At 44.9% G+C, this 23,233-nt stretch carries 17 protein-coding genes; 11 read left to right on the forward strand and 6 right to left on the reverse strand.

Translation table 11 applies throughout. The annotated features are described in order from the left end of the window. Positions 1-3: 3 nt before the first annotated feature. The 8 genes from gltB to OU793_RS11585 all read left to right on the forward strand — a co-directional run bounded on the left by gltB (position 4) and on the right by OU793_RS11585 (position 10,654). Positions 4-4,467, forward strand: a complete 4,464-nt coding sequence (gene gltB, locus OU793_RS11550; RefSeq protein WP_140103982.1) for a glutamate synthase large subunit — start codon at positions 4-6, stop codon at positions 4,465-4,467. A gap of 21 nt (positions 4,468-4,488) precedes the next feature. Next, a complete protein-coding gene (locus OU793_RS11555; protein ID WP_069547192.1) occupies positions 4,489-5,901 on the forward strand; it encodes an FAD-dependent oxidoreductase in 1,413 nt (470 codons plus the stop codon). A 91-nt stretch (positions 5,902-5,992) separates the two neighbouring features. Beyond that, the gene (locus tag OU793_RS11560; RefSeq protein WP_029853001.1) at positions 5,993-6,421 is read left to right on the forward strand and encodes a DUF1499 domain-containing protein; all 429 of its coding nucleotides are present in this window, start codon (positions 5,993-5,995) and stop codon (positions 6,419-6,421) included. A 62-nt stretch (positions 6,422-6,483) separates the two neighbouring features. Further along, positions 6,484-7,179, forward strand: a complete 696-nt coding sequence (gene mtnN / locus OU793_RS11565; RefSeq protein WP_005461186.1) for a 5'-methylthioadenosine/S-adenosylhomocysteine nucleosidase — start codon at positions 6,484-6,486, stop codon at positions 7,177-7,179. 12 nt (positions 7,180-7,191) lie between these two features. Beyond that, positions 7,192-8,145 carry a cobalamin biosynthesis family protein gene (locus OU793_RS11570; protein ID WP_140103981.1) on the forward strand — a complete coding sequence of 318 codons (954 nt, stop codon included), beginning with the start codon at positions 7,192-7,194 and terminating at the stop codon, positions 8,143-8,145. Continuing rightward, positions 8,145-8,969, forward strand: a complete 825-nt coding sequence (btuF, locus tag OU793_RS11575; protein WP_180793938.1) for a vitamin B12 ABC transporter substrate-binding protein BtuF — start codon at positions 8,145-8,147, stop codon at positions 8,967-8,969. Before OU793_RS11570 ends, btuF begins: the two co-directional genes overlap by 1 nt. 71 nt (positions 8,970-9,040) lie before the next feature. Further along, positions 9,041-9,661, forward strand: a complete 621-nt coding sequence (locus OU793_RS11580; protein ID WP_005461192.1) for a TRIC cation channel family protein — start codon at positions 9,041-9,043, stop codon at positions 9,659-9,661. A gap of 132 nt (positions 9,662-9,793) precedes the next feature. Continuing rightward, positions 9,794-10,654 (forward strand): LysR family transcriptional regulator, encoded by an 861-nt coding sequence (locus tag OU793_RS11585; RefSeq protein WP_024700352.1) that lies wholly within the window; start codon positions 9,794-9,796, stop codon positions 10,652-10,654. Here OU793_RS11585 and OU793_RS11590 read toward each other — a convergent pair. Beyond that, positions 10,590-11,369: a TSUP family transporter gene (locus OU793_RS11590; protein ID WP_021450200.1), complete on the reverse strand. Its 780-nt coding sequence runs from the start codon at positions 11,367-11,369 to the stop codon at positions 10,590-10,592. The two genes, OU793_RS11585 and OU793_RS11590, sit on opposite strands and share 65 nt — an antisense overlap. A 233-nt stretch (positions 11,370-11,602) precedes the next feature. On the opposite strand from OU793_RS11590, the gene OU793_RS11595 reads away from it, so the two are divergent. Together OU793_RS11595 and OU793_RS11600 are read left to right on the forward strand one after the other, a co-directional pair. Beyond that, complete coding sequence (locus OU793_RS11595) at positions 11,603-11,905, forward strand: hypothetical protein (protein WP_229603338.1); 303 nt, start codon at positions 11,603-11,605, stop codon at positions 11,903-11,905. A 106-nt stretch (positions 11,906-12,011) separates the two neighbouring features. Then, entirely contained in the window at positions 12,012-12,392 is a 381-nt protein-coding gene (locus OU793_RS11600) for a hypothetical protein (protein ID WP_236578024.1), read from the forward strand. A gap of 974 nt (positions 12,393-13,366) precedes the next feature. Here OU793_RS11600 and carB read toward each other — a convergent pair. From carB to secA, 5 genes are all read right to left on the reverse strand, one after another. Then, complete coding sequence (carB, locus tag OU793_RS11605; protein WP_025503173.1) at positions 13,367-16,600, reverse strand: carbamoyl-phosphate synthase large subunit; 3,234 nt, start codon at positions 16,598-16,600, stop codon at positions 13,367-13,369. 16 nt (positions 16,601-16,616) lie between these two features. Next, on the reverse strand, positions 16,617-17,756 hold the full coding sequence (carA, locus tag OU793_RS11610; RefSeq protein ID WP_011105665.1) for a glutamine-hydrolyzing carbamoyl-phosphate synthase small subunit: 1,140 nt from the start codon (positions 17,754-17,756) through the stop codon (positions 16,617-16,619). Positions 17,757-18,237: 481 nt separating this feature from the next. After that, a complete protein-coding gene (gene dapB / locus OU793_RS11615; protein ID WP_015296233.1) occupies positions 18,238-19,047 on the reverse strand; it encodes a 4-hydroxy-tetrahydrodipicolinate reductase in 810 nt (269 codons plus the stop codon). 109 nt (positions 19,048-19,156) lie between these two features. Then, the gene (gene mutT, locus OU793_RS11620) at positions 19,157-19,555 is read right to left on the reverse strand and encodes an 8-oxo-dGTP diphosphatase MutT (RefSeq protein WP_025507171.1); all 399 of its coding nucleotides are present in this window, start codon (positions 19,553-19,555) and stop codon (positions 19,157-19,159) included. Between the two features lie 75 nt (positions 19,556-19,630). Then, positions 19,631-22,354: a preprotein translocase subunit SecA gene (gene secA, locus OU793_RS11625; protein ID WP_140103138.1), complete on the reverse strand. Its 2,724-nt coding sequence runs from the start codon at positions 22,352-22,354 to the stop codon at positions 19,631-19,633. A 412-nt stretch (positions 22,355-22,766) separates the two neighbouring features. Here secA and OU793_RS11630 point away from each other — a divergent pair, with 412 nt between their 5' ends. Beyond that, a complete protein-coding gene (locus OU793_RS11630; protein ID WP_005461181.1) occupies positions 22,767-23,222 on the forward strand; it encodes a DUF721 domain-containing protein in 456 nt (151 codons plus the stop codon). Positions 23,223-23,233: the final 11 nt, after the last annotated feature.

Genomic DNA, 23,233 nt, shown 5'->3' on the forward strand with positions numbered 1-23,233 from the left:
GCAATGGCTCTTTATGATCCAAGTCTTGAGAAAGACAACTGTGGATTTGGCTTGATCGCACATATGGAAGGCGAGCAAAGCCATAAGCTGGTTCGTACAGCAATTTCTGCACTTGACCGAATGACCCACCGTGGTGGTATTGCCGCCGATGGTAAAACAGGTGATGGTTGTGGTCTTCTTTTACAAAAGCCCGATTCCTATTTACGCCTTATCGCCGAAGAGAATGGTTTCAACCTAGGCAAACAATATGCCGTAGGGATGCTTTTCTTCAGCCAAGATCCGGTTAAAGCTCAATTATCTAAAGACATCGTCAATAAAGAACTCGCTCAAGAAACCTTAACGGTTGCGGGTTGGCGCGAAGTTCCAACAAATTCTGCAGTACTCGGCCCGATTGCGGCCAACTCACTGCCCAATATTCAGCAAGTCTTTATCTCAGCTCCAGCGGGCTGGCGTGAGCGCGACATTGAACGCCGTCTCTATATTGCCCGTCGCCGTATTGAAAAACAGATCACCGAAGATCCTGATTTCTACATCTGTAGCTTATCGACGCAAGTGCTGGTGTACAAAGGTTTGTGCATGCCTGCGGATTTGCCTCGCTTCTACCTTGATCTTGCTGATCTACGCATGGAATCCGCTATCTGTCTGTTCCACCAGCGTTTTTCAACCAACACTCAACCTCGCTGGCCACTGGCGCAGCCGTTCCGTTATCTTGCTCACAACGGTGAGATCAATACCATTGAAGGCAACCGCCAATGGGCCCGAGCGCGTGCTTATAAATTCTCTTCCCCATTGCTGCCCGATTTACAAACCGCAGCTCCGTTTGTAAATGAGACTGGTTCGGATTCTTCAAGTCTGGATAACATGTTGGATCTTTTCTTGGCCGGCGGCATGGATATCTTCCGAGCCATGCGAATGCTTGTTCCACCAGCATGGCAAAATCACCCAGATATGGATCCCGATCTACGAGCCTTCTACGATTTCAACTCCAAACACATGGAGCCTTGGGATGGCCCAGCAGGGATCGTACTTTCCGATGGCCGCTACGCAGCATGTAACCTCGACCGAAACGGTCTGCGCCCAGCTCGCTACGTGATCACAAAAGACAAGTTGATCACGCTGGCTTCTGAAATCGGTATTTGGGATTACGCACCAGACGAAGTTGCGAAAAAAGGTCGTGTTGGCCCTGGTGAGTTGTTAGTTGTCGATACTCGTAAAGGTAAACTGTGGCAATCAAGCGAGATCGATAACGATCTCAAATCTCGTCACCCATACCGCGAATGGATGGAAAACAACGTTCGCAAACTAACGCCATTCTCTCAGTTACCTGAAGATCAAGTGGGTGAGCGAAGCTTCGATGAAGATTTGCTTAAGACCTATCAAAAGCAGTTCGCCATGACCAATGAAGAAGTGGATCAGGTTCTGCGCGTACTTGGCGATATGGGTCAAGAAGCCGTAGGCTCTATGGGCGATGACACGCCAATGGCAGTACTGTCTTCGAAAGAGCGTTTGGTTACCGATTACTTCCGCCAGAAGTTTGCTCAGGTCACCAACCCGCCTATCGATCCACTACGTGAAAAGCATGTTATGTCGTTAGCCACCAGTATAGGTCAGGAGATGAACGTCTTCTGTGAAACCGACGGCCACGCGCATCGAGTGACATTTGATTCTCCAGTGCTACTTTACTCTGACATGCAGCAGTTGCTTGAGCTGGGTGACGATCACTACCGCAATACCATTCTCGACATAAACTACGATCCACAAGAGAAAGATCTCAAACAAGCGATTGATGACTTATGTGATCAAGCTGAACAAGTGGTGCGAGAAGGTACCGTCTTAGTGGTTCTGTCCGACCGCGCATTAGTTAAAGGCAAGTTGCCAATTCCAGCCGCCATGGCTGTCGGCGCCGTGCAAACTCGCTTAGTTACAGCCAACCTTCGTTGTGATGCCAACATCGTCGCGGAAACCGCAACCGCACGTGACCCTCATCAATTTGCCGTATTGCTAGGCTTTGGCGCTACGGCGGTTTATCCGTATCTAGCTTATGAAGCGTTAGGCAAGTTGATTGACGATGGTGCCCTAGATAAAGACTACCGCGATGTTATGCAGAACTATCAGTATGGCATCAACAAAGGCTTGTACAAAATCATGTCGAAGATGGGTATTTCGACCATCGCCTCTTACCGTTGCTCACAATTGTTCGAAGCCGTTGGATTGAGCCGGGAAGTGGTCGACTTGTGCTTTAAAGGCGTAACCACTCGCATCGAAGGCGCAAACTTTGATGATTTCCAACAAGATTTAACCAACTTGTCCCGCAAGGCGTGGGCAAAACGTAAATCGATTGAACATGGCGGATTACTCAAATACGTACATGGCGGTGAGTACCATGCCTACAACCCTGATGTGGTTGGTACACTGCAAAAAGCGGTGAAATCTGGTGAAAGTAACGATTATCAAAGTTTTGCCAAACAAGTAAACGAGCGCCCTGTCGCGATGTTGCGTGACCTAATGGCACTGAAAAAATCTGACTCGCCATTGCCACTTGAACGAATCGAACCTAAAACAGAATTGTTCAAACGTTTTGATTCTGCCGCCATGTCTATCGGAGCGTTGAGCCCAGAAGCACACGAAGCACTTGCAACGGCGATGAACCGTCTTGGTGGTTACTCTAACTCTGGCGAAGGTGGTGAAGATCCTCGTCGTTTTGGCACCGAGCGTAACTCGCGAATCAAGCAGATCGCATCAGGCCGTTTTGGGGTTACGCCTCATTACCTAACCAATGCAGACGTACTGCAAATCAAGGTTGCACAAGGAGCTAAACCTGGTGAAGGTGGTCAGCTACCAGGGCACAAAGTCACGGCAGAAATCGCCAAGCTGCGTTACTCGGTGCAAGGGGTAACGTTAATCTCCCCTCCCCCACATCACGATATTTATTCGATTGAGGATTTAGCTCAGCTGATCTTCGACCTAAAACAAGTCAACCCGAATGCCCTAGTTTCGGTGAAACTCGTCTCCGAGCCTGGTGTCGGCACCATAGCCACAGGGGTCGCAAAAGCTTACGCCGACCTCATCACTATCTCAGGTTACGATGGCGGTACGGCCGCAAGTCCACTGACTTCGGTGAAATACGCAGGTAGTCCTTGGGAACTTGGCCTCGCAGAAACCCAACAAGCACTGGTTGCAAATGGCCTTCGCCATAAGATTCGTCTTCAAGTAGATGGCGGGTTAAAAACAGGGCTAGATGTTGTTAAGGCCGCGATTCTTGGTGCGGAAAGCTTCGGATTTGGTACCGCACCAATGGTTGCTATGGGTTGTAAATTCTTACGTATTTGCCACTTGAACAACTGTGCAACGGGTGTGGCAACTCAAGATGAAACCCTTCGTAAAGAGTACTTTAAAGGCTTACCTGAAATGGTAATGAACTATTTTACTGGCCTTGCCGATGAAGTACGTGAGTTACTCGCAGCACTCGGCGTAGAGAAGCTGACAGACTTAATTGGTCGTACTGATTTACTTGAAGCCGTCGAGGGGTTCACAGCGAAGCAAACCAAGTTGGATCTATCAAACATCTTAGAAGCTCCTATTTCAGCCGAAGGTCATCCACTATTTTGGACGGAGCCAAACAAACCGTTTGATAAAGCCGAACTCAACCAAAAAATCGTTGATGATGCCTTGAATGCTGTCGAAAACAGACAATCAGCAAGTTTCTTCTACAACGTCATCAACACCGACCGTTCTGTTGGCGCGCGTTTATCTGGTGAGATAGCAAAACGCTATGGCAACCAAGGTTTGGCAGCTTCGCCAATCAAAATCTATCTTGATGGTACGGCTGGCCAGTCGTTTGGCGTTTGGAATTCGGGCGGCGTAGAGCTTTACCTCACTGGTGATGCGAACGACTACGTAGGCAAAGGCATGGCTGGTGGTAAGATCGCGATTAAACCTCACCTAGGCACTGCATTTAAATGTAACGAAGCCACCATTATCGGTAACACATGTTTGTACGGCGCGACAGGAGGCAAACTGTTTGCTGCGGGTAAAGCAGGAGAGCGTTTTGGTGTTCGTAACTCTGGCACCATCGCAGTAATCGAAGGCGCGGGTGATAATGCTTGTGAATACATGACTGGCGGCATTGTGGCTATTCTTGGCGCCACAGGTGTGAACTTCGGCGCTGGTATGACGGGCGGTTTTGCTTACGTGTTGGATGAAAATCAAGACTTCCAAGGTCGTGTAAACAACGAATCGGTGGAAGCCATTTCACTGTCGGATCTATACATCCACCAAGAGCACTTGCGCGGCCTAATTGCGGAGCATCTCGAAGAGACTGGCTCTAGCCATGCAGAACATATTTTGGCGAACTTTGACGAATGGATTCCGAAGTTCTACTTGGTGAAACCTCAAGCGGCTGACTTAAACACGCTACTTGGTCACCAAAGCCGCAGCGCTGCTGAACTGCGCGTTCAAGCCCAATAAATCATGGAGGATGTTTGAATCATGAGTCAGAACGTTTACCAATTTATCGATGTTCAACGCGTAGATCCGGCGAAAAAACCAATTAAGATTCGTAAGATTGAGTTTGTTGAAATTTACGAGCCGTTCACGAAACAACAAGCAACGGCGCAAGCCGATCGCTGTTTGGATTGCGGTAACCCATATTGTGAATGGAAGTGCCCCGTCCATAACTACATTCCTCAGTGGCTAAAACTGGCGAATGAAGGTCGAATTTTAGAAGCCGTGGAACTTTCACACCAAACCAACAGCTTGCCTGAAGTGTGTGGCCGTGTGTGTCCGCAAGACCGTTTGTGTGAGGGTTCGTGCACACTAAATGATGATTTTGGTGCAGTCACGATCGGAAACATTGAAAAGTACATCACCGACAAAGCCTTTGAAATGGGCTGGAAACCTGACATGTCCAAAGTGGAGTGGACGGATAAAAAGGTGGCAGTCATCGGCGCTGGCCCTGCTGGTTTGGCAGCAGCAGACATTTTAGTTCGCAACGGTGTAAAACCTGTGGTGTTTGACCGTTACCCAGAGATTGGTGGCCTACTTACCTTTGGTATTCCTTCTTTCAAATTGGAAAAAGGGGTCATGGAAAATCGTCGTCGGGTATTTACCGAAATGGGCGTTGAGTTCCGCATGAATGTGGAAGTCGGCCAAGATGTGCAGATGCAAGAACTGCTTGATGAATACGATGCGGTTTTCTTAGGTGTGGGCACATACAAATACATGCGCGCCGGTTTGGAAAATGAAGACGCGCCGGGCGTTTATGACGCCCTACCATTTTTGATTTCCAATACCTATAAGGTTATGGAGCTAGAACATAACCAACCGTTTATCGATATGGCTGGCAAAAAAGTCGTAGTGCTTGGTGGTGGTGATACCGCGATGGACTGCGTGCGAACTTCGATCCGTCAAGGCGCATCTAACGTGATTTGTGCCTACCGTCGTGATGAAGAAAACATGCCAGGCTCCCGTCGAGAAGTGAAAAATGCCAAAGAAGAGGGCGTGAAGTTCATGTTTAACCTTCAGCCTTTAGGTATTGAGGTTGATGCGTATGGCAAAGTTTCAGGCGTGAAAGTGGTCAAAACTGCTTTAGGCGAGCCTGATGACGCAGGTCGCCGTCGCCCAGAACCTGTAGAAGGAAGTGAACACGTACTGCCTGCCGATGCTGTCATCATGGCATTTGGTTTCCAACCTCATCAAATGAACTGGCTTACTCCGTTCAATGTTGAACTTGATCAATGGGGACGAATCAAAGCACCCAACAACCAAGAGTTTCAATATCAAACCAGCAATGAAAAGATCTTTGCTGGGGGAGACGCAGTTCGCGGTTCTGATTTAGTGGTAACCGCCATTGATGAAGGACGAAAAGCAGCAGAAGGCATTCTTGATTACTTAAACGTATAGCGTCGTACCAACACTCAAAAAGGATCCAAAGATTGGATCCTTTTTTCTTTTATTACATATAATTAAATTCCTCTGTTAAGGAATAGAACTCATGAAAAAAGCCGCTCTGATGCTCATCACTTTTCTCGGCTTAACCGCATGCAGCCAAGGAGTCACTTCGATGCCAGATAGAACTCAAACCCCATGTGGAAACAAACCTAACTGCGTTTCAACACAAGACCAACGAGAAGAACACCACCTCGAACCTTTTACTCTCACCGAATCCGCCACATTGGATGCAATTGAGCAAGCAGCACTGCAACTATCGGGGGCTAAAACAGCAGAGAAAGATGGCAATTATCTGCGCATTGAATGCACATCTAAAATCATGCGCTTCGTGGATGATCTCGAATTAAAGATCGACGGGCATACTCTGATCGTGCGTTCAGAATCACGCGTAGGGTATTCCGACTTTGGCGTCAATCGAAAACGGGCCAAGCAATTACGAACCGAACTTTCTAAAGCAGAACTCATCAAATAGAAAACTGCTGACAGGGAGTGCTATACTCTCGCCGATTAAATATTTTACCTAAAGAGAGTGCTATGAAAGTTGGTATCATCGGGGCGATGGAACAAGAAGTGACCATCCTGAAAGAAGCTATGACAAACTGCCAAACCGTAAACAAAGCAGGTTGTACGTTTTTCTCTGGTCAAATTAACGATGTAGATGTAGTGCTACTACAATCTGGTATCGGTAAAGTTGCTGCGGCAGTTGGTACAACAATTCTTCTTGATGAATACCAACCAGATGTGGTTATCAACACAGGTTCTGCTGGTGGTTTCGATTCAAGCCTAAATCTAGGTGACGTAGTGATTTCTACAGAAGTGCGCCACCATGATGCAGACGTGACTGCTTTTGGCTATGAAATTGGTCAAATGGCAGGTCAACCAGCAGCATTCAAAGCGGATGAAAAACTGATGGACCTAGCGGAAAAAGCACTCGAGCAAATGGCAAATACACATGCTGTTCGCGGTTTGATCTGTACGGGCGATGCGTTTGTTTGCACGGCTGAGCGCCAAGCGTTCATTCGTGAAAACTTCCCATCCGTTATTGCGGTTGAAATGGAAGCATCAGCTATTGCTCAGACTTGCCACCAATTCAACACACCATTTGTTGTTGTACGTGCTATCTCTGACGTTGCTGATAAAGAATCGCCAATGAGCTTTGAAGAATTCCTGCCTCTAGCAGCAAAAAGCTCTTCAGAAATGGTCTTCAAGATGCTGGAACTGGTTAAGTAATCCAAGTCATTCATGGAAGAAATTTTTCAGCAATTCTATGCTAACGGTGCGCTCCTCGTGATGTGGGGCGCATTACTGTTTCACCTGATCCTCCCTATTCCTCATTCCGCTCACCCTGCGACTTTATGGCGCAAGGTAGCCGAACAATTAGCAGAGAAAGTAAATAACCACCATAGCTACTCACAAAGCATTCTCTCAGGAAGCCTCGCTCTTATTTTGATGACATTGCCGTGTTTGGTGCTCTTAATCGCTCTAAAGCCTTTAGTTTGGCAAGAGCCTCTGTACGAACTTGCCTTGTTACTATTAGCGTTAGATTGGCGAAGTTGCGAAACCCTCACCAAACAACTTGCCCTCGCCTTGTCGCGTGAGGATAAAACGCGCTGTCGCGAGCTACTCAAGCCTTTTGTGAATCGTGATACCGAAACGTTGTCTCTTGTCGGTATAGGTAAAGCCGGAGCTGAAACCATCATTATGGGCTTTGGTCGCAATGTAGTGTGTGTACTGTTTTGGTATGCCATCGCAGGTGGGATTGGGGCGCTCATGTACCGTTTAACCATGGATCTAGCACGAGCTTGGTCTCCTAGCCGTCGTCAGTATGCGCCATTTGGGAAACCAGCCATTCAAATCGTTGCCGTTTTAGAATTCATTCCATTGAGATTATTTGCCCTACTGTTGCTTGCTGGTCACAATATGTCCGCAGTGCTTAATGGACTCAAACAACAAGCGAAATCTTGGCCATTGCCAGGACCAGCTTGGTTGCTGTGTACTATCGGCAATAAGTTCCAGCTTTCGTTAGGAGGCCCTGCTCTATACCAAGGCGTCAGAGCAGAACGCACCAAGATTGGTGGACGCATTGTGCCTTCTGCTATTCATCTTGCACAAATCCAAATTTTGCTGGTTTGGCGCATCTTTGCTTGGATTGTGATTCAAAGCTTTATTCTAGGACTGATTTATCAAGGATTATGATGAACAAAATTTGCCTATCCCTCCCCCTTTTCTTCTCCTCTCTTACGATGGCGAACGAACCCGTTGAACGAGTGATCAGTTTAGCGCCTCACGCCACAGAGATAGCTTATGCTGCTGGCTTAGGTGACAAACTGATCGCTGTGAGTGAGATGAGTGATTATCCGAAGGAAGCTGGTGAACTGGAGAAAGTATCCAATTACCAAGGCATAAAGTTGGAACGCATTATTGCCCTTCAGCCCGATCTCGTCATTGCTTGGCCTGCGGGTAACCCCGCCAAAGAGATCGAAAAGTTAAAACAATTTGGCGTACCTATCTACTACTCAACCACGGGTACTTTAGAAGACATCGCAAATAATATTGAGCAGCTGAGTCAATACAGTGATGATCCATCAAAGGGTCAAAAAGCAGCGCGGGACTTTAGAGAGGGGCTAACTGCTCTCAAAGCGAAATACAACACCACAGAGAAAGTCCGCTATTTTTATCAACTCAGCGAAAAGCCGATCATTACTGTGGCAGGTAAAAACTGGCCGAGCGAAGTATTTAACTTCTGTGGTGGTGAAAATGTATTTGCCAATACAGCAGCACCCTATCCTCAAGTCAGTATCGAGCAAGTGATCACACGTCAACCTGAAGTACTCTTCACCTCTCGTCATGCTATGAGTGATGATGGAATGTGGGCTCAATGGAAAAATGAACTGCCAGCTCTGCGCAACAATCATGTTTGGTCACTCAATTCTGATTGGATAAATCGCCCAACACCACGCACACTCAATGCGATCATTGAAGTGTGTGAACACTTTGAAAGCGTTAGACAAAAACGCTAACGTTTTCGTTGGAAATACCGTACAATTTCCGCCCATTTTTGTTCTCACACTTTTTATAGGTACCAAGTAACATGGATTCCATGCTGCTTTATATGATCGATTTATTCGGTACAGCAATCTTCGCTGTGTCTGGTGTTTTACTCGCTGGCCGATTAAAAATGGATCCCTTCGGTGTTATCGTCCTAGGCAGCGTGACTGCCATTGGCGGTGGCACTATTCGTGATATGGCACTTGGTGCGACCCCCGTCTTTTGGATTACCGATACCACTTATCTTTGGGTTATCTTCATCACCTGCTTGTTAACTATGATCTTGGTTCGCAGACCAAAACGGTTAGCTTGGTGGGTTTTACCCGTGTGTGACGCCATCGGTCTGGCCGTATTTGTGGGAATTGGGGTAGAAAAAGCGCTCGCCTACAACGCCTCAGGCATGGTTGCCGTGATCATGGGTGTAATCACCGGTTGCGGTGGCGGCATAATCCGAGATGTCTTAGCCCGAGAGGTACCTATGGTGCTAAGAAGCGAAGTCTACGCCACAGCCTGTATCATTGGTGGCATCTTCCACACGATGGCTGTGAGTATGGGTTACGATCATTCCACGGCCTTGCTCGCAGGTGTTATCTCAACACTAGTGATTCGCCTTGGTGCGATTCGTTGGCATCTATCTTTACCTACTTTCGCCATCAACCGCTAAGCAATTCAAGTACAGCTTTCAATCTAAAGAGCCGACTTTATCTCGGCTCTTCGCATTTTAATTAACACGATTCGCTTATCCCTCAGCAATTCGTTAAATTATCCGTCTCATTCCTAATTTTCATTAATTGCTATGTTATTAGAAGGCATTGAAACGTTACTTGTACTAAGTAAAGAAAAAACCATGAGCCGCACTGGTAGTCAGCTGTACATCAGCCAATCTGCGGTGAGTAAACGTATCGCCAATTTAGAAAAAAAGTTAGGAAAGAAACTGATCGAGCCAAACGGCAGACACATTAAACTAACCTCGGATGCTCTGGCCCTTATCAATACGATAGAGCCCACATTCAATGAGTTACGAGGACAGATTTACGATCAGCAAGAGCTCGAAGATACGTCATTAATAAAAATGGATTGCTCAGAAACTCTCGTCGCAGGTTATCTGAGTATGATTATGGAAGAGCAACTGGCACGCGATCCTTATCTCAGAATCTCGACCAATCACACTCCGAGAATCGTTGAAAACGTAAAATCGGGGCGAGCGACCCTAGGATTCTGCGCTGGTTACTTACCTTCTCATCACGGTTTGATGAGCATTCATCTCGCCGATGAGCCTTTCTCTATAATAAGTAAGCACCCGCTAACTCAATTACCAAAAGCGATTTTAACTAACGATTTGAATAACCCAGCCAATACATACCAGCAAGCCATTTTGTCCAAGTACGAGATCCAACCTTTGATGGAGATGGACTCTTACACGGCGGCAGCACAATTAGCTTTAAAAGGAATGGCACCAGCACTGATACCTAAATCCATCATCAAAACACTCAACATCGCATCAAATTTCTGTTTTGAATTCGAAGAACTAGAGCCTCTAATTCGCCCAATACACATCTGTCTTCGCCACAACACATACCGCAATCAGCGAATTAAAACAGTGTTAGAAGCCATTGCTGATGTTGTTGCCAAAGAAGTTTTGTTGCCATCAGCATAGACATGGTAATCACTAGAGGTCGAATCCACTTTTGACCTTTGGTAACCACCACTTTTGCGCCAAGTTGAGCGCCAATAAAGCCACCGACCGCCATCGTCAAACCAATTTCCCATACAGGTAACCCTGCTAGAACGAAAAACAACAATGCAGCGATGTTTGAAGTGAAATTCAAAATCTTAGTTCGTGCTGTTGCATCCACGAGGGAGAAGTGGCCAAGAGCAACAAAGCACACAGTAAAAATCGAGCCCGTACCGGGGCCAAAGAAACCATCGTAGAAACCAACTCCACCACCGATACACAATGCAAACATCGCTTCGGCAAGTTTTGGTTCGCCATCGATTTTTCGAGAGCTTGGTGCGAGTAAAAAATAAAGAGAAATCGCAATTAGAAGAACAGGAATCAAACTGGTGAGTACGCTAGCATCAATAAACTGTACAGCCTCGGCACCGATTGCAGCACCAATAAAAGTACAGAGTATCGCGAAACGCATTTCCTTTAGGCTAACAATACCGTTACGCACGAAATACCAGCTAGCCGAGAAGCTACCAAACGAACTTTGTAACTTGTTGGTTGCTAGAGCTTGAGTCGGACTCAACCCCGCAGCCAAAAGCGCAGGGAGCGTAATGAGTCCTCCCCCACCAGCCATCGCATCAATAAAACCAGCCACAGATGCAACCAAAAACAACGCGGTTAATACTTCTAAAGTAAGCTCCACTTACACTTCCTTGCTCAAAAATACGAAAAGAGCTAAACGGTAGCACTTAACACCTCAAACTAAAAAGGAAAGTCGAGATATGAACCTATTCCATATTTTCACCTTTGCGAAAATTTCATTTATATTTTCATAAAAAAGGAGGCTTGCCTCAAGATTATACATAAAAATATTATTTTCATTGCCTATGAAATTCTAGTCAGGTCTAATATCATTACGAATTCATGGAGAAAAACATGTATCCTGTAATACAACAAGACAAAACGAGCAACGCCAAAGAAATACATATATTATCAGTTAACACGCTCGACTCTTTAATTAGCATTAACATCAAAAGGAAAGATATAGTATCAAAATGGACAATTCTAAAAGATAAATTTGATAATACTGCCAATTACTATGCAACAGCAGATGACCTTGTATTTTTATCGAGATTAGCTAATAACCTAACCGGCGCTGTAAACCCAGTCCATATCAATTATTATTCAGGCCAAGCACATTTTGTATTTACAGGAACTCCTGCACTACTCCTGCACTAAAAATAAAACTAAGAGTGTTAGGTTCTTATGCCCCAACGCCAATAATCGCAAACTTTGCTGTTGGTTCAAACAGGCAATTCAATCGATAAAAAGTGGGACAATTATTATGGTAGTGTTAGTTAGTTCTTTCAGAGCACTAGAACATTTCTTTTCAGAAAATAATAAAACCACACTATTAAGTCTGTTTGGAACAATAACTAGTGACATCATAAAACTGGGAATTTCATCCGCAATAGCAGCAATTGCTGTAAAAGGAATCTCTGGAGCGACTACTATTTTTGCTCTAACTTCTGGCCCATTATTTTTGGCTATAGGTGTAAGCTTGGTTGTCGGGAATATTTTAAACCACATTGATAATAAATATGAGATAACACAAAAATTCAAACTAGCACTAGAGAAAACATTGAATGAATCACTAAAAAAAGAAGAAATGAGAATCAACGATGTGATAGGTAGAAGTTACATAAAGAATGGGGTATTTTTATGAAACAAGAAGATGACCTGGATTTAACATCAACACTGTTGATATCATTGTTATTTCTTTTATTAGGCTTATCTTGCATTTACTTCTTTTACAACGATGTAATTAACTATGTAAAATATATATATAACAAAGATGAAGTTATAGTCATTTCTCAGGGCGCACTTTATGGACTATTTGGAAGCTGGATATTTATTTCTTGTTTTATTTTTTAATAACTGTATTTTTAAATAAAAGAAAGTTATCACACAAAAAAGAAGCACTTTTCGTAAGGGTTATAATTTCCTTTTCAATCATAACAATTGTAGCGCCAACTGCACTTATGTTTCTTACTAAAGAACACTTAATAATACAAGGTTATTCTTTCTCGATTGACGAAGACAAGTCTTGGTTACAAGATAGAGTTTATATTTTTAAAAAGTAACTGGTATCAACATTTTAAACTGGAGTATTTGGTACATTAAAAAGTACTTTTCTTTTTGGAAGGTATAAAACTTAGTCACACATAAGAAAACTTAAAATAACGCAGAAAACCCATTAAAATAATTAACATATCAAGAGTATATTTTTACATTTAACACTGAGACCATACCTGAAAATAAAATAATAATTTAAAATAAATAAGCCCATTTCATTCAATGAATAGAATTCATTGCATATCTTTCTATTATGATTCGTAATCATAGTTATCATTTCCCCTCCGAATATTCTTTAAAAAAGAGGGGCGCATTTCAGAGAAAATACACTGGATTACCACCAAATCAATCCCCTCTCACTTGTTGTATCAATTTTATTAAAAAATAGTGGTTCTATAACATATCATTTTCCATAACAAGTTTAGCGCTGTACAGAGTCTTAGATATCAAAAGTTCTTAGCACGCTTCAATTAGGTAGGCCTAAAACAAAAAAGCCCGCTCAAATGAGCGGGCAATGAGGTTGTCATGTAAGCCCTGATTAACGAGCTTACTGATTTTTATCTGTTACGCGTCTAGACTCGCTTTCACTTTAGCGTGTAACTCTTGAACCGAAGTTACTGACGCTTTTGCGTCTGCAGTGTGAGACATACACGTTGCAAACGCAGCGTTTAGCGTTGTAGTGTAGTTCACTTTCTCTGCTAGAGCACCGCGGCGTAGAACTTTCGAATCTTCAATAGCTTGACGACCTGCAGCCGTGTTCACAATGTAGGTGTATTCGTTGTTCTTGATGCGGTCAAGAATGTGTGGACGACCTTCATGTACTTTGTTTACCAGGCGAGGGTTAATACCCGCTTCACCAAGGATTACAGCAGTACCGTGAGTCGCATCCAATTGGTAACCCAATTTTACTAGCTTAGAAGCCAGGTCAACAACACGCTGCTTATCACCTTCACGAACAGAAAGTAGCGCACGACCACCTTCAGGGTACACACTGCCACAGCCAAGCTCTGCTTTTGCGTAAGCTTCTGCAAACGTTGCACCAACACCCATCACTTCACCTGTTGAGCGCATTTCAGGACCTAATAGAGGGTCAACGCCAGGGAACTTATTGAAAGGTAGAACGACTTCTTTGACTGAGTAGTAAGGTGGAATAATCTCTTTAGTGAAACCTTGTGATTCCAGAGATTGACCCGCCATTACACGTGCAGCGATTTTCGCTAGTGGTGCGCCTGTCGCTTTCGATACGAATGGAACCGTACGTGCAGCACGCGGGTTTACTTCGATTAGGTAAACTTCGTTGTCTTTTACTGCGAACTGCGTGTTCATCAGGCCACGAACACCAAGTTCGAACGCCAGCTTCTCAACTTGCTCACGCATCTTGTCTTGGATTTCTTGGCTTAGTGTGTAAGCAGGAAGCGAACATGCAGAGTCACCAGAGTGAACGCCCGCTTGCTCAATGTGCTCCATGATGCCGCCGATAACCACGCGCTCACCGTCACAGATAGCGTCGATATCCACTTCTGTTGCATCATCTAGGAATCGGTCTAGTAGAACTGGAGATTCATTCGATACGCTTACTGCTTCGTTGAAGTAACGACGCAAGTCTTGTTCATCGTAGACGATTTCCATCGCACGACCACCCAAAACGTAAGATGGACGAACAACGAGTGGGAAGCCGATTTCACGAGATTTCTCAACCGCTTGCTCCATCGCCGTTACTGTTGCGTTTTGTGGTTGTAGAAGACCTAAACGCTCAACTGCAGCCTGGAAACGCTCACGGTCTTCTGCGCGGTCAATCGCATCTGGGCTTGTACCGATGATTGGCACGCCTGCAGCTTCTAGTGCGCGAGCCAGTTTAAGTGGCGTTTGACCACCGTATTGAACAATCACACCTTTTGGCTTTTCAACGCGGGCGATAGACAACACATCTTCAAGAGTTACTGGTTCGAAGTAAAGACGGTCAGATGTATCGTAGTCTGTCGATACTGTTTCTGGGTTACAGTTCACCATAATGGTTTCGTAGCCATCTTCACGAAGCGCTAGTGATGCATGTACACAACAGTAGTCGAATTCGATACCTTGACCGATACGGTTTGGACCACCGCCCAGTACCATGATCTTGTCTTTATCTGTTGGGTTTGCTTCACACTCTTCATCGTAAGATGAGTACATGTAAGCCGTATCAGAAGAGAACTCAGCCGCACACGTATCCACTCGCTTGTAGACAGGGTGGATGTCAAACTGGTCACGTAGACGACGGATTTCGCTTTCAGCCACTCCTAACAGTTTAGATAGGCGCGCATCAGAGAAACCTTTACGTTTCATCTGGCGTAGAACTTCTTCTGTTAGACCAGCAAAGCCACCGGCTTTCACTTGCTCTTCTAGTTTAACTAGCTCTTCAATTTGAACTAGGAACCAGCGATCAATGTTCGTCAGGTTAAACACGCCATCCACTGACATGCCCGCACGGAATGCATCTGCGATATACCAGATACGCTCTGCGCCAGCTTCTTTTAGTTCGTGACGAATCTTAGTCAATGCGTCAGGTGCATCTAGGTCAACCATCTCATCAAAACCAGTCGCGCCAACTTCTAGGCCACGTAATGCTTTGTGAAGAGATTCTTGTTGGTTACGACCAATCGCCATTACCTCACCAACTGACTTCATCTGAGTCGTCAGTCGATCGTTAGCGCCAGCAAATTTCTCGAAGTTAAAACGAGGAATCTTAGTCACTACATAGTCGATAGTCGGTTCGAATGATGCCGGAGTTGCACCACCTGTAATGTCGTTTTGCAGCTCGTCCAGAGTAAAGCCAACAGCCAGTTTCGCTGCAATCTTCGCGATTGGGAAACCTGTTGCTTTTGATGCCAGAGCAGAAGAACGGGATACACGAGGGTTCATCTCGATGATAACCATACGGCCATCTTTCGGGTTGATACCAAACTGTACGTTTGAACCACCTGTCTCAACACCGATTTCACGCAGAACCGCTAGCGATGCGTTACGCATTAGCTGGTATTCTTTGTCAGTCAGTGTCTGTGCTGGTGCTACTGTGATTGAGTCACCAGTGTGGATGCCCATTGGGTCGAAGTTTTCGATTGAACATACGATGATACAGTTGTCCGCTTTGTCGCGAACTACTTCCATTTCGTACTCTTTCCAGCCGATTAGAGATTCATCGATAAGAAGTTCGTTGGTCGGAGAAAGATCCAGGCCGCGACGACAGATTTCTTCGAACTCTTCTTTGTTGTATGCGATACCACCACCAGTACCACCCATCGTAAATGATGGACGGATGATACAAGGGAAGCCAACCATGTCTAAAACTTTGTAAGCTTCTTCCATCGTCTTCGCTGTATCAGCACGAGGACACTCAAGGCCGATAGACTTCATTGCTTTATCGAAGCGAGAACGGTCTTCTGCTTTATCAATCGCATCAGCGGTAGCGCCAATCATCTCTACGCCGAATTCAGCAAGAACGCCGTGCTTCTCTAGATCTAGCGCACAGTTAAGCGCCGTCTGACCACCCATTGTTGGCAATACTGCATCTGGGCGTTCTTTCTCAATGATCTTGCGAACAACTTCCCATTGAATCGGCTCGATGTATGTTGCATCTGCCATTTCAGGGTCTGTCATGATGGTTGCTGGGTTAGAGTTAACTAGAATAACTCGGTAGCCTTCTTCACGAAGAGCTTTACACGCTTGTGCGCCAGAGTAGTCAAACTCACATGCCTGACCGATAACAATCGGACCAGCACCAAGAATTAGAATACTTTGAATGTCAGTACGTTTTGGCATTATCTACTACTCCGAATTAAGCGCTGTGTTTTTTGATGAGTTCGATAAAGTGGTCAAATAGCGGTGCCGCGTCGTGTGGACCTGGGCTTGCTTCTGGGTGACCTTGGAAACTAAATGCTGGCTTGTCTGTGCGGTGAATACCTTGTAGAGAACCGTCAAATAGTGATACGTGAGTCGCACGTAAGTTTTCCGGTAATGTTGCTTCATCTGCCGCAAAGCCGTGGTTTTGCGAAGTGATCATCACAACGTTACGCTCTAAATCTTTTACTGGGTGGTTCGCACCGTGGTGACCAAACTTCATTTTCACCGTTTGCGCACCCGACGCAAGCGCCAGAATTTGGTGACCTAGACAGATACCAAAAATTGGTAGGCCTTTTTCTAGGAACACTTTGGTCGCTTCAATCGCGTAAGTACAAGGCTCTGGGTCACCAGGACCGTTCGATAGGAACACGCCATCTGGATTCAGAGCCAAAACTTCTTCAGCAGAAGTTTCTGCAGGAACAACCGTTAGGCGGCAGCCGCGGTCAACCAACATTCGTAAGATGTTGCGTTTTGCGCCGAAGTCGTAAGCAACAACATGGTATGGCAACTCGCTGTCGTCTTTCGCTTCTGGAAGTCCACTCTCAAGCGTCCACGAACCTTGTTTCCATTGATACGCTTCTTTTGTTGTAACCTCTTTCGCAAGATCCATACCTTTCAAACCAGGAAATTCTTTTGCTTTCGCTAGCGCCAAAGCTTCGTCTAGATTGTTACCAGCTACGATACAACCGTTTTGAGCACCTTTTTCACGCAGGATACGAGTTAACTTACGCGTGTCGATGTCTGCGATGCCGACGATGTTTTGCGACTTAAGATAATCAGAAAGGGATTGTTCATTACGGAAGTTAGAAGCGATAAGAGGGAGATCGCGAATCACAAGGCCTTGCGCATGAATGGAAGAGGATTCTTCGTCTTCGGAATTGGTTCCGGTATTGCCAATGTGAGGGTAAGTAAGAGTAACGATTTGCTGAGAATAGGAAGGATCAGTGAGGATTTCTTGATACCCCGTCATCGAGGTATTGAAAACGACTTCACCGACGGAAACGCCATCTGCCCCAATGGACACTCCGCGGAACACTGTCCCATCTTCTAGGACTAACAGTGCTAATTTACTCAAGACAACCTCCAGAATAAAAATGCAAAAAAAATAAATCAAACTGCAATCATGCCTTCCTTTACCTATAAAATCTACATAAATAGGTATTTCAGACAAATTGGCGGTATTCTAAAGATGGACTGCAAACCTGTCAACACACAATGAAAAATAAATTATCTTTTTCTAAAGAGTAATAGCATTTACTAGCAATAAGCCCCAAAAACACAAGTTTCCACCACCTGCAAACTTTGAAGATGGTTCTTTTTTTAGATTTTACAAATTTGAACTTTTTATAGATCACAAATTTTTATGAGATTTTCACGCAAACGTTAATCACAACAAAACAACATCAACTTTTAAGCAGTTAAGACAAATAAAGCAACCAAGCCAGCAAAAATACACACAAACAAGTTCAAAACTGACGCTCTACAATACTCATTTTATTTACATAACTTTCTTCAAATACAAAAAAGCCGGCTTACGCCGGCGAATAATTATGTATTTAAAGCTCATTCAAACCAAGCACATCGGTCATGGTATAAAAGCCCGCCGGCTTGGAATGTAGCCACACAGCAGCCTTCACGGCACCATTAGCAAAAGTCATGCGGTCCGTCGCTTTGTGCGTTATTTCGACTCGCTCACCAATATCAGCAAACATTGCTGTGTGCTCGCCGACAATGTCACCTGCACGAATGGTTGCAAAACCGATTTCATCTTTAGTACGCTCACCAGTAATGCCTTCACGCGCATACACCGCAACATCACTTAACTTGTTGCCCATAGCACCAGCAATCGCCTCACCCATACCAATCGCAGTACCTGACGGAGCATCAACTTTATGGCGGTGATGAGCTTCGACAATCTCGACATCGCAGTAATCACCCATTACTTTTGCAGCTTTCTCAAGCAACTTAAATACTAGGTTCACACCAACAGAGTAGTTAGGAGCCATCACAACAGGTACGTGCTTCGCAACTGCATCAATCAGTGCTCGCTCTTCTTCACTAAAGCCAGTGGTACCAATTACGATAGACTTCCCATGCTGTTTACATAACTCTAAGTTCGCTAACGTACTTACTGGAGCGGTAAAGTCGATAACAACATCAAAATTGTCGACCTCTTTCTCTAGGTCATCGGTCAGGAAAACATCGAACTTTCCTTCACCACAAAGTTCACCGATATCAACACCGACGAGCGAAGATTCTGGACGTTCTGAACCTGCCGTTACGGATGCATCTGGGTTTATGTGCGAGGCTTTGACTAGGTTGCGACCCATACGGCCAGCAGCTCCTGCGATTGCAATACGAACCATTGCGCTTTCTCTCCTTCTCTGGATAACGAGGCTTCTCGTTCTCTTTCGTTTCGCTGAATCTTTTTAAACTAACAACATACTGTGTTAACCACAAGCACGTTCATTGGGCTTAAGCAAACTCTTTTACGACACGTTGTAAGATAGGCACGTTCGCTTCAGGGAAGGTGTAATCCACTAATTCACCAACTGCGACCCAGCGCCCTTCTTGACCTTCTCGACCATAAGGTTCATTCTCGAACTGAGAGACGGTAATAAAATCAAATTTTAGTGACTTATCTGGGTAATCGTATTCAAGGTGTTCAAACGGTGCTTGTTCAATCACTCGAATCCCCACTTCCTCTTCAAGCTCACGAACCATCGCTTGTTCAACTGTTTCTCCTAGCTCGACTTTACCGCCCGGAAACTCCCAAAAACCACCTTTGTGTTTATCATCAGGACGTTTAGTAATAAAGATTTGCGACTTATCTTGATTGAAAATGATCGCTGCAACAATGTGAATTCTTTTCATGGATATTTACCTAGGATCTATCGATACAAAAAGAGCCGCCTAAGCGACTCTTTCTTATTAAGTTATCAAGTTAGATTAATTGATCTGACCGTGACACTGCTTGTATTTCTTGCCACTACCACATGGACAAGGTTCGTTTCGACCTACTTTACGCTCATCACGAACAACAGGTTGATTTGAGCCCTCAGAGTCTTCATCAGCCAACTGATTTTCCGCAGCTGCATGCTGAGCCTGCGCACGACGAGCAGCTTCTTCTGCTTGTGCACGACGTTGCTCTTCCATACGCTCAACCTCTTCTTGCTGTTGAACGCGAACACGAGACAGAACAGTAATAACGTCAGTCTTCAGCGCTTCAAGTAAACCTTCAAACAATTCAAACGATTCACGTTTGTACTCTTGTTTCGGGTTCTTTTGTGCGTAGCCACGTAGGTGGATACCTTGACGCAGATGATCCATCGCCGCCAGATGCTCTTTCCAAAGCGTATCGAGTGTTTGAAGCATCACTGATTTTTCGAAGTTACGAAGCACTTGTGCACCCACAACTTCTTCTTTCGCTTTGTATACTTCAACGGCTAGGCTGATAATCTTCTCGCGCAGCGCTTCTTCGTACAGTTTGTCGTCTTCCTCAAGCCATTGCTTGATTGGCGCGTCTAGATCGAAATCAGCTTTCAAACGTTCTTGAAGACCTTCCACATCCCACATGTCTTCTAGAGATTGTGGTGGAATGTATTCGTCGATGATCGCTGTGAGCACATCTTCACGGTTTTGTTCAATCATGTCGCTGATATCGTCAACGTTCATGAGCTCATCACGCAGTTCGTAAACTACTTTACGTTGATCGTTCGCCACGTCATCGTATTCAAGAAGCTGTTTACGGATGTCGAAGTTGCGACCTTCCACTTTGCGTTGTGCTTTTTCAATAGAACGAGACAACATCTTAGATTCGATTGCTTCGCCTTCTTCCATACCGCTTTGAATCAAGCTTGCCATACGATCTGAAGTGAAGATACGCAGCAGTGAGTCTTCCATCGATAGGTAGAAACGAGATGAACCCGCATCACCTTGACGACCAGAACGGCCACGTAACTGGTTATCGATACGACGAGATTCATGACGCTCAGTACCGATGATGTGCAGACCACCAGCATCTAAAACTTGATCGTGAACTTTTTTCCACTCAGCTTTGATTGCGTCGATTTGCTCTTTCGTTGGATCTTGTAGTGATTCAACTTTTGCTTGCCAGCTACCACCTAGCACGATATCTGTACCACGACCCGCCATGTTTGTTGCGATAGTTACCGCACCTGGCATACCCGCTTCAGCAACGATTTCCGCTTCTTTCTCATGGAACTTAGCGTTCAAAACGTTGTGTTTGATCTTCGCTTTCTTCAAGGCGTTGGAGAGTAGTTCTGATTTTTCAATCGATACTGTACCAACCAATGTTGGCTGACCTTTCGCAACGCGCTCTTTGATATCTTCAATGATTGCAGCAAACTTCTCCGCTTCGGTACGATACACCACATCCGGCATATCGTTACGAATCATTGGTTTGTTGGTTGGAATAACAACAGTTTCCAAGCCATAAATAGATTGGAACTCAAACGCTTCAGTATCCGCTGTACCAGTCATACCAGACAGTTTCTCGTATAGACGGAAGTAATTCTGGAATGTGATAGAGGCTAGCGTTTGGTTTTCGTTTTGGATCTTAACGCCTTCTTTCGCTTCGACAGCTTGGTGAAGACCTTCTGACCAACGACGACCTGGCATTGTACGACCAGTGTGTTCATCAACGATCACAACTTCGCCGTCATCGTTAACGATGTAATCCACATTACGCTCAAACAGCACATGTGCTCGTAGAGCAGCATTTACGTGGTGAAGCAAGCTGATGTTCGCTGGTGAGTACAATGTATCACCTTCTTCCATCAAACCATTTTTAACCAATAGCTCTTCTACGTATTCTTGACCCGTTTCAGTCAAGTGAACTTGTTTTGATTTTTCATCAACAGTGTAGTGACCATCGCCACGATACTCTTCAGAATCTTCTTTATCTTGCTTCTGTAGGTGTGGGATAAGCAGGTTGATTCGAGTGTAAAGTTCTGAACTGTCTTCTGCTGGACCAGAGATGATCAAAGGAGTACGAGCTTCATCGATAAGGATTGAGTCCACCTCATCTACCACAGCAAAGAAACGTTCGCGCTGAACACGGTCTTCATTGCGGAAAGCCATGTTGTCGCGCAAGTAATCGAAACCAAACTCGTTGTTTGTTCCGTATAGAATATCAGCTTGGTACGCTTCTTTTTTCGCTTGAGGAGGCATGTTCGGCACGTTAACACCCACCGTCATACCTAAGAATTCAAATAGCGGACGGTTTGTCTCCGCATCACGTTTAGCGAGGTAGTCGTTGACCGTAACAACGTGTACGCCTTTACCAGGAAGTGCATTTAGGTAAGCAGGAAGAGTTGCCGTTAAAGTTTTACCTTCACCCGTGCGCATCTCTGCGATTTGGCCTGCATTTAGCACCATACCGCCGATGAGCTGCACGTCGAAGTGACGCATACCGTATACACGTTTAGACGCTTCACGAACAGTAGCAAAAGCTTCTGGAAGTAGCTTATCAAGAGTTTCGCCTTGCTCTAGGCGCTCACGGAACTCAACAGTTTTCGCTTTAAGCTCTTCATCTGAAAGTGCTTCAAATGTTGGTTCGTAGTTATTGATCTCTTTTACAATTTTTCTAAGGCGGCGCAGTGTTCGGTCGTTGCGACTGCCAATTACTTTTGTCAGTAGCTTAGTTATCATTTTTCGTGAATCTCTCTTTAATCAGACCGTTCCCGATCTACTCGTAATGCCTTCAGTCTCTGCCAGTTTGGAACTAAGAATACTGAGATAAATCATTTATCAAAGATATTGAGTTCAAACATTCATATTTCAAGGCTAAGTTTCGAAACAATGTGGCTTAGTGTAAGGATTTTTCATCGATACAACCATAAATAGACGTATTTGTTTGAAGCACTCTGAAATTTTTAGGTAAAGTGGTGATGGATTAGCCAATATTATTAGCTGCTACACGACGAAACTTGGCAAAAACAGGACTTTACCACGTTCAATCCATCTCCATTGTAAAACTGAGGCTAAAGACGTTAATGTAAACTATACCTAGTGAGAAAGCTGCTCTAGAATAGTCATATCTCAACAAAATTAGATTTTACCTATGCGTGATCATCGACCAACCTCGACAGAGGATGTAATTGCTGAGTCTCAATTTAAGCAAATTCAAGAACATGCCGGAGAAATCTTGCAGCTTAACCAAGCTCTACAAACAATTTTACCAAAAGGGACGGCAGATCATTGCCGAGTTGCAAATATTCGCAATGGCCATCTTCTGATAGACGTATCTAGCGCGGCCATCAAAATGAAGATCGACTACGATCGTCTAATGATCTTAAACAAACTGCGCACACAAGGTTATGCAAAATTGATAAGTGTCGACGTTCGGATCAACCCTTCACTTTATCGTAATCGATACGAGAAAGACGATAGGCCAAAACGCCCGCCACTCACTGAGTCAGCAGCTCAATCACTGATGACCATCGCTGATATGGCCCCACCAAAAATCCAAGAGCGACTAAAAAGGCTCGCAGATATGGCAGAAAAATCTAGCCAATAACCATCCACCAT

The sequence above is a fragment of the Vibrio sp. VP6 genome (genome assembly GCF_028823755.1).
GTDB classification, from domain to species: domain Bacteria; phylum Pseudomonadota; class Gammaproteobacteria; order Enterobacterales; family Vibrionaceae; genus Vibrio; species Vibrio parahaemolyticus.